The sequence below is a fragment of the Pseudomonas sp. GW821-FHT07E12 genome, assembly GCF_058986605.1.
On sequence record NZ_JBYSVX010000003.1, the window covers coordinates 41,949 to 58,910 of the forward strand.

General features: G+C 65.4%; 12 protein-coding genes. 9 read left to right on the forward strand and 3 right to left on the reverse strand.

Annotated features, from left to right (window positions below; genetic code table 11):
* Positions 1–134: 134 nt before the first annotated feature.
* The 3 genes from AC3WJE_RS03005 to AC3WJE_RS03015 form a co-directional block, all read right to left on the reverse strand.
* Positions 135–1,760 (reverse strand): pseudouridine synthase, encoded by a 1,626-nt coding sequence (locus AC3WJE_RS03005; protein WP_493729297.1) that lies wholly within the window; start codon positions 1,758–1,760, stop codon positions 135–137.
* Positions 1,753–2,625, reverse strand: a complete 873-nt coding sequence (gene scpB / locus AC3WJE_RS03010) for an SMC-Scp complex subunit ScpB (protein ID WP_493729298.1) — start codon at positions 2,623–2,625, stop codon at positions 1,753–1,755. The genes AC3WJE_RS03005 and scpB overlap by 8 nt, the downstream gene beginning before the upstream one ends.
* Before the next feature lie 216 nt (positions 2,626–2,841).
* Entirely contained in the window at positions 2,842–3,750 is a 909-nt protein-coding gene (locus tag AC3WJE_RS03015; protein WP_493729299.1) for a segregation and condensation protein A, read from the reverse strand.
* A 347-nt stretch (positions 3,751–4,097) separates the two neighbouring features.
* On the opposite strand from AC3WJE_RS03015, the gene AC3WJE_RS03020 reads away from it, so the two are divergent.
* The 9 genes from AC3WJE_RS03020 to AC3WJE_RS03060 all read left to right on the forward strand — a co-directional run bounded on the left by AC3WJE_RS03020 (position 4,098) and on the right by AC3WJE_RS03060 (position 16,949).
* Positions 4,098–4,397, forward strand: a complete 300-nt coding sequence (locus AC3WJE_RS03020; protein ID WP_493729300.1) for a YciI family protein — start codon at positions 4,098–4,100, stop codon at positions 4,395–4,397.
* Positions 4,394–4,669, forward strand: coding sequence for a BolA family protein (locus AC3WJE_RS03025; protein WP_493729301.1), 276 nt, complete (start codon positions 4,394–4,396; stop codon positions 4,667–4,669). The genes AC3WJE_RS03020 and AC3WJE_RS03025 overlap by 4 nt, the downstream gene beginning before the upstream one ends.
* A gap of 268 nt (positions 4,670–4,937) precedes the next feature.
* The gene (locus AC3WJE_RS03030) at positions 4,938–5,942 is read left to right on the forward strand and encodes a LacI family DNA-binding transcriptional regulator (protein WP_493729302.1); all 1,005 of its coding nucleotides are present in this window, start codon (positions 4,938–4,940) and stop codon (positions 5,940–5,942) included.
* A 128-nt stretch (positions 5,943–6,070) separates the two neighbouring features.
* Entirely contained in the window at positions 6,071–9,058 is a 2,988-nt protein-coding gene (locus AC3WJE_RS03035; protein WP_493729303.1) for a TonB-dependent receptor, read from the forward strand.
* Between the two features lie 100 nt (positions 9,059–9,158).
* A complete protein-coding gene (locus AC3WJE_RS03040) occupies positions 9,159–10,781 on the forward strand; it encodes a glucoamylase family protein (RefSeq protein ID WP_493729304.1) in 1,623 nt (540 codons plus the stop codon).
* 3 nt (positions 10,782–10,784) lie between these two features.
* Complete coding sequence (locus tag AC3WJE_RS03045) at positions 10,785–12,077, forward strand: sugar ABC transporter substrate-binding protein (RefSeq protein WP_493729305.1); 1,293 nt, start codon at positions 10,785–10,787, stop codon at positions 12,075–12,077.
* Entirely contained in the window at positions 12,074–12,955 is an 882-nt protein-coding gene (locus AC3WJE_RS03050) for a carbohydrate ABC transporter permease (protein ID WP_493729306.1), read from the forward strand. Before AC3WJE_RS03045 ends, AC3WJE_RS03050 begins: the two co-directional genes overlap by 4 nt.
* Positions 12,952–13,788 (forward strand): carbohydrate ABC transporter permease, encoded by an 837-nt coding sequence (locus tag AC3WJE_RS03055; RefSeq protein WP_493729307.1) that lies wholly within the window; start codon positions 12,952–12,954, stop codon positions 13,786–13,788. Before AC3WJE_RS03050 ends, AC3WJE_RS03055 begins: the two co-directional genes overlap by 4 nt.
* On the forward strand, positions 13,785–16,949 hold the full coding sequence (locus AC3WJE_RS03060) for a discoidin domain-containing protein (protein WP_493729308.1): 3,165 nt from the start codon (positions 13,785–13,787) through the stop codon (positions 16,947–16,949). The genes AC3WJE_RS03055 and AC3WJE_RS03060 overlap by 4 nt, the downstream gene beginning before the upstream one ends.
* Positions 16,950–16,962 lie beyond the last annotated feature (13 nt).

Below are 16,962 nucleotides of genomic sequence, written 5' to 3' on the forward strand. Positions count from 1 at the left end.
GGGAGGGACTCTGCGTGGCCTAGGGCCATCAGTCCCGACGGGCTTTACCGGTACCCGTCGGGACTGATGGCCCTCCCACAGGCTCGATAGCGGACATGAAAAACGCCCCCGAAGGGGCGTTTTTTCTTTGGGGCTCAGGCGCCGCGCGGACCGCCACGGCGTGGACCGCCGTTGTTGCCGCCCGGACCCGGGCCACGACCACCGCCACCCGGGCGGCTGTTGCCGCGCGGACCACCCGGGCCCCCCGGACCGCGGTTGCCGCCGGGGCGGCCACCCGCCGGACGGGCGGTGCCGTAAGGGCTGAAGCCCGGATTGGCATGGTCTGACGGGAAGCTCGGTGCATTGCCCGGGTGACCATACGGATGCTTGCGCTGACCCTGGCCTTGCCCCTGACCCTGACCACCTGCCGCGCCACGACCCTGGCCACCGGCGCCGCCCGGAGCACGACCCTGTCCGCCGCCGGGCCCCCCCGGGCCACGCGCCTGACCCGGACGACCGGCACCGGCACCACCCGGACCCTTCGGCTTGCCGTAGGGACGGGCCTGGCCGCTCGGGCCGGCATTGCGGTGTCCGCTCGGGCCGGTGCTGACGCCATCCGGCACGTACCAGCTGCGGAATGCGGCCGGGTTGCCTTCGGGCAGGGCACGGTCGCCCTTGGGGCTGCGCTGCTTGAACGGCTTCTGCGATTGCTTGGCTGCGGCTTCGCCGGTCACGGTCAGGCCGCCCTTGAAGCCGCCGCCCTTGCCGCCGCGACCACGGCCGCGATCTTCGCGCACGTTGTCGAAGCGACGCAGCTCGCGGCCTTCATCGGCGGTGGTGTTCTGGCCGTTGACGTAGGCGCCGGCGCTGCGGCCGCCGCCGACGTGCACGGTGGCCTTCTTGGCGGCGCGACGCTGGCCGATCACCGGCTGCAGCGTCAGTGCGGACGGCGCACCTTCTTCCAGCTTGAGTTCGGTGCGCAGCGTCTCGACCTGCGCGCTCGGCAGCTCGACCGAGTGCCCGCGCAGCAGCTCGCGCGGCAGCGCGATGCTGCCGTAGCGGGTGCGCTTGAGGCGGCTGACCTGGCAGCCCTGCGATTCCCATAGCCGGCGCACTTCGCGGTTGCGGCCTTCCTTGACCACCACGCGGAACCAGTCGTGCGAGTCGGTGCCGCCGATGCGCTCGATCTCCTCGAACTTGGCCGGGCCATCCTCCAGCGCGACACCGCGGGCGAGGCGGTCGACGAGGTTGTCCGGCACCTTGTCCTGGCCTTCCGGGGCGCGCACGCGTACCACGTACTCGCGCTCGACCTCGAAGGAGGGATGCATCATCGCGTTGGCCAGCTCGCCGTCGGTGGTGAGCAGCAGCAGACCGGTGGTGTTGATGTCCAGGCGGCCGATCGCGATCCAGCGTGCGCCCTTCAATGCCGGCAGCGCCTCGAAGATGGTCGGGCGGCCTTCGGGATCTTCGCGCGTGGTCACTTCGCCTTCCGGCTTGTTGTAGACCAGCACGCGCGCCGGCTCGGTCAGCGCGCTGGCGACGAAGCTGCGGCCGTCCAGGTCGATCTTGTCGCCGCTCTTGACCGACATGCCGGTCTGCGCGACCTCACCGTTGACCTTGACCAGGCCATCGGCGATGCGCTGCTCGAGCGCGCGACGCGAGCCCAGGCCGGCCTGCGCCAGGACCTTGTGCAGGCGCTCTTCGTGCTTGGGTTGCTCAGGGGTGCTGTCGCGCTTGAGCGAGAGTTTGTTCAACGACGGCTTGCGGGTGGTGTCACTCATGGTTCTGGCTCCGGCCGACGTTCTCGTCATCGGCCTCTGGTTCTGGATCGGCTTCGTCAACAGCCACGGTCGTCATCGCGACGGCGTTGTCTTCGTCTTCGTTCACGTCTGCCGCGCGCTCGCCCGGCGCGGTTTCGGGGTTGCCCTCGCGGGCATCGTGTTGCTGCGGTATCTCTTGCGAGGCTCCGGCGGCTTGCGCCTCGGCCCCGTCGTCCATGTGCTGGTGTTCGGCTTCGTTCGCGGAGGGCTCGGCCGGGTCCTGCGCCAGCATCGCGCCGACGGTGAGCGGGGCGGCCGGTTGGCCTTCCGCGTCCAGCGGCAATTGCGGGTCCAGCTCGCCGATGTCCTTCAACTCCGACAGGGGCGGCAACTGGTCCAGGCTCTTGAGCCCGAAGTAGTCCAGGAACGTCTTGGTGGTGCCGAACAGTGTCGGTCGGCCCGGGACGTCGCGGTGGCCGACCACTCGGATCCACTCACGTTCTTCCAGCGCCTGGATGATGTTGCTGCTGACCGTCACGCCGCGCACCTGCTCGATCTCGCCGCGGGTGATCGGCTGGCGGTAGGCGATCAGCGCCAAGGTCTCCAGCGTGGCGCGGGTGTAGCGGGTCTTGCGTTCGGTCCACAGCCGCGCCACCCAGGCATGCACGTCGGCCTTGACCTGGAAGCGGAAGCCGGAGGCGACCTCGACCAGCTCCACACCACGCTCGGTGCAGCCGTCGCGCAGCAGCTCCAGCGCACGCGCCACGCTGCCCGGCGGCGCCGGCTCGTCTTCGGGGAACAGCTCATTCAACTGGGCCAGCGTCAGCGGCTGGTTGCTGGCCAGCAACGTGGCCTCGACGATACGGGTGATCAGCAGTTGATCCATGCGTCAGGGCCTGTTGACGCTATTGGGACAGGCCACGTTGCCGCGCGCGGCCGCCTGGGCGCCGGGCACGGCAACCCGAAGGGCCACGCCTGGGCGCACACGGTGCGGTGTCATCACTCGGTTTCTTATCGACATAAATTCTCTCGTTCTTGCTTGCCCCGCACGCGCCCAGGCGCGGCGTGGCCTATCCCAATAGCGTCAACAGGCCCTGGTTGCTCAGGTGGACACGTCGGCGGGTTCGTCGCTGTCGTCGAACTCGCTATTGAACTGCAGGGGTTCGTTGGTGTTGTTCAACGCCAACGACTTGACGTAGATCGGCGCCAGCGGTGCTTCCTGGACGATGTCCAGCAATTGCTCCTTGGCCAGTTCCAGCAGCGCCAGGAAGGTGACCAGTACGCCGAGCTTGCCTTCCTCGGCGCTGAACAGCGTTTCGAAACGGTAGAACTTGCCGTCGTTCAGACGGCTCAGCACGTCGCCCATGCGCTGGCGCACGCTCAGTGCCTCGCGCTTGATCGCGTGGCCGGAGAACAGCTCGGCGCGCTTGAGCACGTCGTACAGCGCCAGCAGCATTTCCTTCAGGTCGACCGGTGGCGGCAGCTTGATCGCGGCGCGATCCGGCACGTGTGCCTGCACCGGCGTGGTGTCGCGATCCTGGCGCGGCAGCGCGTCGATGTCCTCGGCGGCCTGCTTGAAACGTTCGTACTCCTGCAGCCGACGCACCAGCTCCGCGCGAGGATCGTCTTCCTCACCCTCGACGCTCGGCGGCCGCGGCAGCAGCATCCGCGATTTGATCTCGGCCAGGATCGCGGCCATCACCAGATACTCGGCCGCCAGCTCGAAGCGCAGCTCCTGCATCACGTTGATGTAGTCCACGTACTGCCGGGTGATCTCGGCGACGGGGATGTCGAGGATGTCCAGGTTCTGGCGGCGGATCAGGTACAGCAGCAGGTCGAGCGGGCCTTCGAACGCGTCGAGGATGACTTCCAGCGCATCCGGCGGGATGTACAGATCCTGCGGGATCTGCAGCAACGGCTGCCCATGCACTACCGCCAGCGGCATTTCCTGCTGCTGTGGAGGGGACGGCAATGTCGGGGCGGTCGCGTCAGGCGCGAGTTCGGAGGTCATCAGCTCGAATCGGTGTTGCGTTGTGCGGCCACTGCGGACTCGGTCCGGGGCAGCCATCTGTGTCTTCGTTGCAATCCCTGTCGCGCCGGAACGGGCGCGATTCCACACAACAAACCAGCACGACGCACCATACCGGGCGACGGCGTAACAGCTCTGAGAGTGTCGTCTAGCGCGGCGATCCGGTGTTGGGCGAATCGGTCGTCGGGGCGGGCGGGGCCGTGATGCCGACGGGCCGCCTGTATCCAGCCGCATGCAGTGGAGCCAAGGGTAATGCGTGGCGTGGGGCGGTGTCCAGCGGGGCGGGGCTTTAGAATGGGGGTCCGTTCAATCTGAGTGGCAGGCATTAGATGTGGTACGTGATCGAGGGGCATGACGGGGAAGGCGCACTTGAGGGCCGCAAGGCCGCGCGGCCGGCGCATCTGGAGCGCCTGAAGCAGTTGGTGGCCGAGGGGCGGCTGCTGGTCGCCGGGCCGTGTCCGGCGATCGATGCCGAGGACCCGGGCGAGGCGGGTTTCAGCGGCAGCGTGGTGATCGCCGAGTTCCCGTCGCTGGAACAGGCGCGCGCCTGGGCCGATCAGGATCCTTACGTGGCTGCAGGTGTCTACGTACGCACCGATGTGCGTCCGTTCCGCAAGGTACTGCCGTGAACCAGCCGGTTGTGAACCCGCGCGTGGGGCGCATCCGCGAGGCGCTGGAGGCGGCGTTCGCGCCGACGCTGCTGGAGGTGGTGGACGACAGTCATCGGCATGCCGGCCATGCCGGCGCCCGCGATGGGCGCGGGCATTTCAATGTGCGCATCCGCAGTACGGCCTTTGAGGGGATGACCGCGCTGGCCAGGCACAGGGCGGTCTACGCCGCGCTCGGGGACATGATGGAGACGGACATCCACGCCCTGGCGATCGATGCGGCGGTGGTGTGATGAACAGGTGAAGTGCGGCCTTTCGCAGAGCCGAGCTTGCTCGGCGGGGTTTGCCGGGAAAGCTCCTGCCGAGCAAGCTCGGCTCTGCGAGGGGTTTTTTTTGCTGCGCCGCAGCGGATTTTCTCCGCTTTGACAACGCCTTAAGTAACTGAAATTTAAGATTTCTGTGGATGATGTCGGAAATCCGTCGGCTGTGGGTTTCCTAAACTCGGTGAAAACGATTACAGTCCGCCCGGGTTCGAAAATCTCGACCGCGGAGGGCGGTAGGTTGATCAAAGCTACGATCACCATCAAGGACGTGGCACGCGAGGCCAAGGTCTCGGTTGCCACGGTGTCGCGCGCCCTGAATGGGCACACCAACGTGGCCGAAACGGTGCGCCGGCACGTCCTGGAAGTGGCCGAGCGGTTGCGCTACAGCCCGCACGCCGCTGCACGCAGCCTCAGTAGCCGGCACACCCAGACCATCGGAGTGGTGCTGCCCGATCTGTACGGTGAGTTCTTCTCCGAACTGATCCGCGGTATCGACGGGGTGGCGCGGGCGCGCCGCCAGCATCTGCTGGTATCCAGCTATCACGGCAACCAGGACGAGCAGGGCCAGGCGCTGCGCGCGATGCGCGGGCGCGTCGATGGCCTGCTGGTGCTGTCGCCGTATGCCGAGAATCCCGGTTTCCTCACCGCCAACCTGCCGCCGGCACTGCCGACGGTGCTGATCAACACGCGCGTGCCGGACGACCAGTACCCGGTGCTGAGCATCGACGACCATGCCGGTGCAGTGGCGATGACCGAGCACCTGCTTGCGGCCGGTCACCGGCGCATCGCCTTCATCGGTGGCCCGCCTTCCAACTTCGATGCGCGCGAGCGTCTGCGCGGTTTCCGCGACGCGATCGCCGCGCATGCGGGCGAGGGCAGTGAGCTGTCGGGCGACTTCGACGAGGCCTCCGGCTACCGGGCCGGACAGGCGCTGCTCGCTGCCGGCCCGTTGCCGGATGCGGTGTTCGCGGCCAACGACATGATGGCCTTGGGCTGTCTGTATGCGCTGACCCAGGCCGGCGTGCGCGTGCCGGCCGACATCGCGCTGGCCGGTTTCGACGACATCCCGCTGGCGCGTTTCGTACATCCGTCGCTGACCACGATGCAGGTCAGCATCGCCGAGCTGGGTGATCAGGCGATGACACGGCTGCTCGCACTGATCGATCGCCCTGGCGCCGTGGATCCACAGCGCCAGACCCTGACACCCGCGCTGATCGTGAGGGATTCCAGCGCACCGAGATGACGCTTGCTGCGCCGGTGGGGGGATTTTCCATCCGGCGCTCCTTTCAGATGGCCTTGCCGTCTTTGCTGGTAATTGGGGATCCGTACCCACGCAGTAATCAGGAAATCAAACCCCGGGAGGGTCTGAGAATGACAAGCCAACGAAACACCCATGCGGCAGGACCGACGCGCAAGCTGCTGGCCTGCGCGCTGACCAGTTGCCTGATGCTTGCGGCCGCGCCTGCGTTTGCGCAGAGCACCGCCGCGACCATCCGAGGCCAGGTGGTGGTCGATTCCGCGCCGGCCGCGAGTGCCAAAGTGACCGCCACCAACGTGGCGACCGGTCTTGCACGCAGCGTCCAGACCGGGGCCTCGGGCAGCTACTCGGTGGCGGGCCTGCCACCGGGCACCTATCGGGTGGACGTGCAATCCGGTGCCAGCGTCAACAGCAAGACCATCACCGTGCAGGTCGGCCAGACCGCAACCTTGAACCTGGGCGTTGGCGGCGTGGCCGAGAGCGCCAACGGTGGCGCGGCCACCACGCTGGATACCGTGCAGGTCACCGCGCCGCTGGCGGTGGAGACCAAGACCTCCGAGGTCGCCACCTACGTCACCACGCGCCAGATCGATGCGTTGCCGCAGACCTCGCGCAACTTCCTGGCGTTCGCCGATACCGTGCCGGGCATGCGCTTCGAGACCAGTCCGGGCGATGGTTCGACCAAGCTGCAATCCGGCGCGCAGAGTGCGAACAACATCAATGTGTTCATCGACGGTGTCGGCCAGAAGAACTACGTGCTGACCGGCGGCATCACCGGGCAGGACTCCAGCCGTGGCAATCCGTTCCCGCAGCTGGCGATCGGTGAATACAAGGTCATCACCTCGAACTACAAGGCCGAATACGACCAGTTGAGCAGCGCGGCGGTGTCGGCGGTGACCAAGTCGGGCACCAACGAGTTCCATGGAAGCTTCTTCTGGGATTACGCCAACACCGGCATGCGTGCGGCCCTTGAGAGCGAGAAAGAGGATGGCAGCAAACAGCGCTCCAAGGACGAGCAGTACGGCTTCTCGTTCGGCGGCCCGATCGTCAAGGACGTGGCGCATTTCTTCGTGACCTACGAGGGCAAGGACTACACCGCACCCAAGGAAGTTGTTCCGGGTGAGGATTACAGCGTGTCCGCGCTACCGGCGTTCCTGCAGTCGGCGGTGCACAACAGCACGGTGCCATTCCACGAGGATCTGTACTTCGGCAAGATCGACTGGTCGATCGGCGACAACAACCTGCTGGAGCTGACTGCCAAGCGCCGTGAGGAAACCGGCCTCGGCAACGTCGGCGGGCAGAATACCGAGTCGTACGCAACCGACAGCAAGGTGAATGAAACCCGGGTGGACCTGCGCTGGCAGTTGACCGTCGGCGACTGGCTCAACGATATGCACGTGACCTCCGAGAAATCGTTCTGGTCGCTGGAGCCGAAAAACTTCGGCGATGGCTATGTGCTGACCGACGGCGAGGGCAATACCGGCAACGTGATCCTGGCCACCGGGGCAGGTTCGGGCGGCTACCAGCGCAAGGGGCAGCAGGGGCATTCCTTCCAGGATGACCTGACCTTCTCCGGCTGGGACGGCCATACCCTCAAGATGGGCGTGAAGTACAAGCAGGTCGAGCTGAAGACGCTTGAGCAGCAGCCCTACAACCCGCAGTACTACTACGACATCAACGACAGTACGTCGGTGCCGTACTACATCAGCTTCGCCTCCGGCATCACCGGTACCAGCCAGGGCTCGCTGACCTCCAAGAACAAGCAGTTCGGCATCTACATCCAGGACGATTGGGAAGCGACCGACCGGCTGACGCTCAACCTGGGCGTCCGCTGGGATTACGAGAAGACGCCGAGCTATCTGAACTATGTAACCGACCCGGACGTGGTGACCGCGCTCTACAGCCAGGATCCGAACGCAGCGACCGGCCAGACCTACGCACAGACGCTGGCGCTGGGCGGGATCGACATCTCGCAGTACATCAGCAATGGCAGCAACCGGCATGCCTTCAAGGATGCTTGGCAGCCGCGTTTTGGCTTCTCCTACGACCTGTCGGGTGACGAGAAGCACGTGCTGTTCGGTGGCGCGGGCCGCTCCTACGACCGCGACCTGTTCGATTACCTGGCCCTGGAGCGAACCAAGGCGACCTACGGCAGCTATAGCTACAGCATCAACACCGCCGCACATCCGTGCACGGTGGGCGTCAACAACTGCCTGGACTGGGATGATTCATTGCTGGAGCAGTCCACGCTGGATGCGCTGGTGGCGGGCGATTCGGCCACCGGTCGCGAGATCGACCTGCTGTCCAACAACCTGAAGGTGCCGTATTCGGACCAGTTCAGCGTCGGCATCCGCGACAGCTTCCAGATGCTTGGTCATGACTGGAACAGCTCGGTGACGTTGCAGCGCATCGTCTCGAAGGACGGCTTCGTGTTCCTGCTGGGCAACCGGTTGCCGGACGGCAGCTTCTTCGAGGCCGGTACGATCTCCGGGTCGCCCTGGGATTACGGCGTGCCGGGGTACGGCTCGCTGATCCTGGGCACCAACGGTCTGGAGACGCGCAACAACTCGCTGCTGGTGAGCCTGGAGAAGCCGTACACGGCGGCCTCGCCGTGGAATCTGAACTTCGCTTACACCTACAGCAACGCCAAGGAAAACCGTCAGTTCGACGAGCATTACGCGCTGGACTACGCGACGTTGGCCGACTACGGCTGGTTCACCTCGGGTGGGGTGTCGCGGCATCGCCTGGTGGTGAGCGGCTACGCCGACGGACCGTGGGACACCACGTTCTCCGGGAAGCTGAGCCTGGCCACGCCGGAGTTCTACTACACCACCTACTGCCCAGTGAATACGGACGGACAATGCCGGATCCGCCAGTTCCATCCCGACACCACGCTGGGGTTCAAACAGCTGGACCTGGCAGCACAGAAACTGTGGGACACCGGTTCGAGCATCAAGCTGAAGGTGCGGCTGGATCTGCTGAATGTCTTCAACTGGAAGAATTTCGATTCCTACAGTGTCGATTGGGACAAGGGCACAGCCACCGGTTACGACCAGTACGCGACCCGCACTGCGAAGCTTTCGCTCGGTCTCGACTGGTAGCTTGAGAGACTGCGGTTGTGTCCCTCGAAAGAGGGCGCAACCGCGGTCGAAGATGTATCTTTTCGAAGATTTCTGAAATCGATTACATGAGTGGAGTTTGATGAACAGGGGACTATTGTTGAGATGGCTGGCGCTACCGTTGGCAACCTGCCTGGGACTGGTCGCGTGCCAGCGTGAAGAGTCACAGCCTGCCAAGTCGCAGGCGGCTGCCAAACCGCAAGTCATCCTGATCGAGGCCCATGTGCCGCCACGCCCACTCAAACCCGAGTTGCCGCCATTGTTCGGCGACATCGAACGACGCACCTTCCAGTTCTTCTGGGATACCACCGATGCGACCAACGGTTTGGCGCCGGATCGCTATCCGTCCCGCCCCTTCGCAAGCGTGGCCTCCATTGGTTTTGCCCTGACCGCCTATCCGATCGGCTACGAGAACGGCTGGATCAGCCGCGAGCAGGCCATCGACCGCACGCTGACGACGCTGCGCGAGCTGCGCGATCTTCCCAGCGGTCCGCAGCGCATGGGCCGTGCCAGCTACAAGGGGTTCTTCTACCACTTCCTGGACATGCAGAAGGGCCTGCGCTACGACAAGTGGGTGGAGCTGTCCAGCGTGGATACCGCCTTACTGATGATGGGCGTGCTGTTCGCGCAGTCGTACTACGACGGCGATGACCCGCAGGAGAAGGAGATCCGGCAGATCGCCGACACGCTCTACAAGCGCGTGGACTGGCCCTGGATGCAGCAGAACAAGCCGCTGATCTCGATGGGCTGGTACCCGGAGAAGGGATTCATCCAGCACGACTGGGCGGGCTACAACGAGGGGATGATGGTGTACATCCTCGCCCTGGGTTCGCCCACGCACCCGGTCGGGCCGGAAGCCTGGGACGAGTGGACGCGGACCTACAACAAGGACTGGGGCGTATTCCAGGGCCAGGAATACCTCGCGTTCGGGCCGACGCTCGGGCACCAGTACACGCACGTATGGGTCGATTTCCGCGACATCCAGGACCAGTACATGCGCGAGCGCGGCATCGACTACTTCCTCAACAGCCGTCGTGCCGCCCTGGCCCAGCGCGACTACGCCATCGACAACCCGATGAAGTGGAAGGACTACGGCGAGAACGTCTGGGGCCTGACTGCCAGCGACGGCCCGCAGAACACCACGCAGGAATATCGCGGCGAGCAGCGCGAGTTCTTCCACTACCGCAGCCGTGGCGCCGGTCTGTTCGAGCATTTCGACGACGGCACGATCGCCCCGACCGCGGCGATAGCCTCGCTGCCGTTCGCGCCGGAAGTGGTGATTCCCGCCACCGTGGAGATGCACAAGCGCTATGGCGACTTCCTGTATTCCAGCTACGGCTTCCTGGATGCGTTCAATCCCAGCTTCGACTACGACATCCCGATGAAGACCGGCCGCGTCATCCCCGGTCGCGGCTGGGTGGCCAACGACTACATCGGCATCGACCAGGGGGCGATCCTGACGATGATCGCCAACTACCGCGATGATTTCGTCTGGAAGACGATGAAGAAGAACAAGTACATCCGCACCGGGCTGGAACGTGCCGGTTTCACCGGCGGTTGGCTGGCACCGGAGGGCGAGCCGCAGCAGGTGCCGCAGAAGGACGAGCAGGCCGCCAAGGCGCGTGCGCTGGGCATTGCCGAGTCGCGCGGTGCCTCGGCCGAGGCCCAGCAGAATCCGTCCCAGCGCCAGCAGAAGCCTGAGTGACGCGTGGCAGGTATTCGTAACATCGTCATGGCGGCGGCGCTGCTTGCCGTCACCGCATGCAGCAAGCCGCAGCAGGGTGAGACCATCCGTTTCTGGGCGATGGGCCGCGAGGCCGAGGTCGTCGGCGAGCTGGTCAAGGACTTCGAGAAGCAGAACCCCGGCATCCACATCGATGTGCAGAACATCCCGTGGACGGCGGCGCACGAGAAGCTGCTGACCGCGTTCGCCGCCGATGGCCTGCCGGATGTCTGCCAGCTCGGCAACACCTGGATCCCAGAGTTCGCCGCGCTCGATACGCTCGAACCGCTGCAGCCGTATGTCGAACATTCGCAGGTGGTGGATCCGAAGGACTACTTCCCGGGTATCTGGGACACCAGCGTGATCGACGGGCAGGTAGTCGGTATCCCGTGGTACGTGGATACGCGCCTGCTGTTCTACCGCAAGGACATACTGCGCGAGGCCGGCGTCAAGACGCTGCCGACCACCTGGGCCGGGTGGAACGCGGCGATGGTGGCGGTGAAGAAGCATGTCGGCCCGGACCGCTACGCGATCCTGATGCCGATCAACGAGTTCGAGCAGCAGCTCTCGCTCGGCCTGCAGTTCGACGCCCCGCTGCTGCGCGACCACGACAACTACGGCAATTTCCGCAACCCGGGCTTCCGCAAGGCGCTGGCGTTCTACGCCAACATGTTCGAGCAGGGCTGGGCACCGAAGATGTCCGAAACCCAGATCTCCAACGTCTGGGACGAGTTCTTCAAAGGGTTCTACGCGTTCTACATCTCCGGGCCGTGGAACATCCGCGAGTTCCGCCAGCGCGAGCCGGCCAATCTGAAAGGGCAGTGGGGCACCATGCCGTTGCCGGGCCCGGACGGCCCCGGTGCGGGTATCGCCAGCGGTACCAGTCTGGTGATCTTCCGTTCCTCCGAGCGCAAGCCGGCGGCGTGGAAGCTGATCGAGTTCCTGTCGCGTCCGGATATCCAGCAGCGCTTCCATGCGTTGATCGGCGATCTGCCGCCACGTCGCAGCACCTGGGAATATCCATCGCTGGCCGATGACGAATTGGCCAGGGCGTTCCACGAGCAACTGGAGCGGGTCAAGCCCACGCCCAAGGTGCTGGAGTGGGAGCGCATCGTGCAGGAGATGCGCTTGGTGACCGAGCGGGTGGTGCGTGGCGGCGAGCCACAGGACAAGGCGCTGGAGGATCTGGACCGGCGCGTGGACGAGATCCTCGCCAAGCGGCGCTGGATCTATGCGCAGGAGCATCCTGCGCAGGCGGCGACGGGAGCGCGGCAATGAAGCGCAATTCGACCGCCGGCTGGGTCTTCGCCGGCCCGGCGCTGATCGTGATCGGCATGTTCTTCGGCCTGCCGGTGCTGTCGGCATTGGCGTTGAGCATCACCGACTTCGATCTGTACGCACTGGCCGACCGCCATCACCTGCGTTTCGTCGGGCTCGGCAACTATCTGGATCTGCTGCAGACGCCGATGTTCTGGAAGTCGCTGTGGAACACCACCTACTTCGTCATCGTCGGCGTGCCGATGTCGATCGGCGTCTCGCTGGGCGCGGCGCTGCTGCTCAACGCCCCGGCGGCGCGCTTCAAGGGGCTGTTCCGCACCGCGCTGTTCGCGCCGGTGGTGACCACGCTGGTGGCGGTGGCGGTGATCTGGCGCTACCTGTTCCACACCAGCTATGGCCTGGTGAACTGGGCGCTGGGCCATGTCGGCATTTCGCCGATCGATTGGCTGGGTGATCCGAACTGGGCGATGCCGACCATCATGCTGTTCGCGGTGTGGAAGAACTTCGGCTACAACATGGTGATCTTCCTGGCCGGCCTGCAGGGCATCCCGTACGACCTGTACGAGGCCGCGCGCATCGACGGTGCCAACAAGTGGAAGCAGTTCCTGCACATCACCTTGCCGCAGCTGGGGCCGGTGTTGCTGGTGGTCAGCGTGATCACCGTGTCCGGTTACTTCCAACTGTTCGCCGAGCCGTACGTGATGACGCGCGGCGACCCGCTGCAGAGCACGGTGAGCGTGCTGTACTTCATGTTCGAGGAAGGCTTCAAGTGGTGGAACCTCGGCCGCGCGTCGGCGGTGGCGTTCCTGCTGTTCCTGATCATTCTGGCGGTGACGACGGTGATGCTGCGCTTCGGCCGCAAGAAGGATTTGATATGAGCCGCGAAATCGGCCAATCGCGCTGGAGCAGCGTGTGGGTGAACGGCGGGCTGGTGCTGATTGCGCTGGTCAGCCTGGCGCCGTTGTTGTGGATGCTGTCGGTGTCGTTCATGCCGCGCGGCGAGGCCAGCCACTTCCCGCCGCCGCTGTTGCCTTCGCACGCCACGCTGGACAGCTACCGCGAGCTGTTCGCGCGTACCGGCATGGCGCGCAACTTCGCCAACAGCCTGCTGGTGTCGTTGTCGATCACGCTCGGTTCGCTGCTGGTCAACACGATGGCCGGCTATGCCTTCGCCAAGCTGCGCTTCGTCGGCCGCGAGCGGATCTTCCAGGTGCTGCTGGCGGCGCTGGTGATCCCGGCGCAGGTGGCGATGCTGCCGCTGTTCCTGCTGATGAAGCAGTTGCATCTGGTCAACAGCTTCGGCGGGGTGATCGTGCCGGCGCTGGCGACGGTGTTCGGCATCTTCCTGGTGCGTCAGTACGCGCGCAGCATCCCGGATGAGCTGCTGGAGGCGGCGCGCATCGATGGCGCCAGCGAGCTGCGGATCTTCTTCCAGATCGTGTTGCCGATGCTCAAGCCGGTGCTGGTGACGCTGACCATCTTCACTTTCATGGCGGCCTGGAACGACTTCATGTGGCCGCTGATCGTGCTGACCGACCAGGAGCACTACACCTTGCCGGTGGCCTTGGCGACGCTGTCGCGCGAGCACATCATGGACGTGGAAATGATGATGGCCGGCGCGGTGGTGACGGTGATCCCGGTGCTGCTGCTGTTCCTGGCGCTACAGCGCTATTACATTCAAGGCTTGCTATTGGGGAGTGTCAAAGGGTGAGGGCGATCCTTGTCGCGGTGCTGGGGGTGACGGGCATGTGGACTTCGCAGGCGTTCGCGGCGGAAGGCCGTGTGCTGGACGGATTTGATGACATGTCGGCGTGGAACCTGGTGGTGTCCAACCAGGTCAGTGGCTCGTTGCGCCCGGTGACCGGGCCCGATGGCGGCAAGGCGCTGTGCCTGGACTACAACTTCAACGGTGTGTCCGGCTATGTCGGCATCCGCCGCGCGCTGCCGATCCAGTACCCGCAGAACTACCAGCTCTCGTTCGGCATCCGCGGCGATTCGCCGGCCAACGACCTGCAGTTCAAGCTGGTCGATGCCAGTGGCGACAACGTGTGGTGGATCAACCGTCCCGGCTTCGCGTTCCCGAAGAACTGGACGACGATGGCCTATCGCAAGCGCCAGATCGACAAGGCCTGGGGTCCCAGCGCGGACAAGGAACTGCGCAGCAGCGCCGCGGTCGAGTTCACGATCTACAACAAGGTAGGTGGCAAGGGCACGGTGTGTTTCGACCGGCTGGCGATGACCGAGCTGCCGCCGCCCGACAATTCGCCGTACACCGCGCAGGTCATCGCCGATACCGCGCCGGCGCTGGAACAGCGTATTGCCGACGGCAAGCCGGATACGTTCTGGCTCAGCGGCAACGTCAAACAGCAGACCGTGACGCTGGATTTCGGCAAGGTCCGCGAATTCGGCGGCGCGATCATCAACTGGGTGCCGGGCCTGCAGGCCTCGACCTATGAGGTGCGTTCCTCGATGGATGGGCGCAGTTGGAAGGTGCTGCGCGACGTGGTCGCCGGTGCCGGCGGTACCAGTTGGCTGGCGTTGCCCGAGAGCGAGGCGCGCTACCTGCGCTTCGACCTGAAGGACGGCCCGAATTTCCGCTACGGCATCAAGGAAATCCAGGTACAGCCGCTGCCATTCGCGGCCACGCCGAATGACTTCGTCAAATCGCTGGCGACGCTGCTGCCACGCGGCAGCTTCCCGCGCGGGTTCTCCGGCGAGCAGCCGTACTGGACCATCCTCGGTCTGGACGGTGGCACCGAGCAGGGCCTGATCGGCGAGGACGGCGCGGTCGAAGTCGCCAAGGCCGGCTTCAGCATCGAGCCGTTCGTGCTGGTCGGCGGCAAGCGGCTGGCGTGGTCGGACGTGAGCAGCGAACAGAGCCTGCAGGACGGCTACCTGCCGATCCCGAGCGTGGGCTGGCACCACGATCTGGTCGACATGCAGGTCACCTCGTTCGTGCAGGGCACGCCGGACAATGCACAACTGGTGGCGCGCTATCGGCTGCGCAACAACGACAAGGCGCCGCATGACGTCACCTTGGCACTGACGATCAGGCCTTTCCAGGTCAATCCGCCGGCGCAGTTCCTCAACACGCCGGGCGGCGTCAGCCCGATCCAGCAACTCGGATTCAACGGGCCGATCGCAAGCATCAACGGCAAGCCGCGCGTGTTTGCCGCGCAGACGCCGGACGCGGCGTTCACCACTGCCTTCGACAGCGGCATGGACGTGACCCATCTGCTCGACAAGCAACTGCCGACGACGGCGCAGGTCAAGGACGCTACCGGTCTGGCTTCCGGAGCGATGCTGTATCGCTGGACGCTGCAGCCGGGGCAGGCGCGCGAGATCGCGCTGGTGATCCCGCAGACCGGTGCTGCGCAGATGCCCACCGGTTTCGACGCCGACAAGGCGCAGCAGCAGGTCGCCCAGGTCTGGCGTGACAAGCTCAACCGCGTGAGCATCAGCGTGCCGGCGGAGGGGCAGCCGGTCGTGGACACGCTGCGCACCGCATTGGCACACATGCTGATCTCGCGGATTGGCCCGCGCCTGCAACCGGGCACGCGCTCGTACTCGCGCAGCTGGATCCGCGACGGCGCGATGATCTCCGAGGGCCTGCTGCGGCTGGGCCGCGAGGACGTGGTGCGCGAGTACGTCGACTGGTTCGCGCCCTATCAGTTCGACAACGGCATGGTGCCGTGCTGCGTGGACGATCGCGGCAGTGACCCGGTGCCGGAGAACGACAGCCATGGCGAGCTGATCTTCAACATCGCCGAGTATTACCGCTATACCGGCGACAAGGTGTTCCTGGAGCGGATGTGGCCGCACGTGGAGGGCGCCTGGAACTACATGGAACAGTTGCGCCTGAGCGAGCGCACCGAATCCAACTTCATGGTCAACGCGGCCTTCTACGGGATGATGCCGGTATCGATCAGCCACGAGGGTTACTCGGCCAAGCCGGTGCATTCGTACTGGGATGATTTCTGGGCGTTGCGTGGCTACAAGGACGCGGTGGAGATTGCCGAGGCGCTGGAGCGTCCGGAAGACGTGACGCGTTTCACCGCCTCGCGCGACCAGTTTCAGGAAGACCTGATCGCTTCGCTCAAGGCCGCGGTGCGCGACCACCAGATCAACTATCTGCCAGGCTCGGCCGAGCTGGGTGATTTCGATGCCACCTCGACGACGATCGCGCTGGCTCCAGGCGGCGAACAGGGTCGCCTGCCGGCGGACCTGCTGACCAACACCTTCGAGCGTTACTGGAGCGAGTTCGCCGCGCGCCGTGACGGCAAGCGCGAGTGGAAGGACTACACCCCGTACGAATGGCGCAACGTGTCCGCATTCGTGCGGCTCGGCTGGCGCGACCGGGCCTGGGACGCGCTGTCGTTCTTCTTCAAGGACCGCACCCCGCAGGCCTGGAACCAGTGGGCCGAAGTGGTTTCGCGCACGCCGCGCACGCCGTTCTTCGTCGGCGACCTGCCGCATGCGTGGGTGGCCTCGGATTTCGTGCGCTCGGTGCTGGATATGTTCGCCTACGAGCGCGAAGGCGATGACAGCCTGGTCATCGCCGCAGGCCTGCCGGCGCGCTGGTTCGAAGGGCAGGGCGTGGTGATCGAGAACCTGCGCACGCCGCAGGGGCGGCTCGGCTATTCGATCAAGCGCAGCGACAAGCAGTTGCAGCTGCAGTTGCAGACCGGGCTGGTGTTGCCGGCCGGCGGCGTGGTGTTCCCGTGGCCGTATGCGGGCGAGCCGGGCAAGGCCACCGTCAACGGCGAAGCGGTGGAGTGGCAGGGCAACGAGCTGCGCATCCAGCAGATGCCGGCGCAGGTGGAGATCGAGGTGCCGGCATCGGTGCGCCGGGCCGAGCGCAAGGCGCAGTGATGAAGGCCGGCGC

Coding starts and splice junctions, on each gene's coding strand:
- AC3WJE_RS03005 (WP_493729297.1), bottom strand. CDS start 1,760: ATGAGTGACACCACCCGCAAGCCGTCGTTGAACAAACTCTCGCTCAAG.
- scpB (WP_493729298.1), bottom strand. CDS start 2,625: ATGGATCAACTGCTGATCACCCGTATCGTCGAGGCCACGTTGCTGGCC.
- AC3WJE_RS03015 (WP_493729299.1), bottom strand. CDS start 3,750: ATGACCTCCGAACTCGCGCCTGACGCGACCGCCCCGACATTGCCGTCC.
- AC3WJE_RS03020 (WP_493729300.1), top strand. CDS start 4,098: ATGTGGTACGTGATCGAGGGGCATGACGGGGAAGGCGCACTTGAGGGC.
- AC3WJE_RS03035 (WP_493729303.1), top strand. CDS start 6,071: ATGACAAGCCAACGAAACACCCATGCGGCAGGACCGACGCGCAAGCTG.
- AC3WJE_RS03040 (WP_493729304.1), top strand. CDS start 9,159: ATGAACAGGGGACTATTGTTGAGATGGCTGGCGCTACCGTTGGCAACC.
- AC3WJE_RS03050 (WP_493729306.1), top strand. CDS start 12,074: ATGAAGCGCAATTCGACCGCCGGCTGGGTCTTCGCCGGCCCGGCGCTG.
- AC3WJE_RS03055 (WP_493729307.1), top strand. CDS start 12,952: ATGAGCCGCGAAATCGGCCAATCGCGCTGGAGCAGCGTGTGGGTGAAC.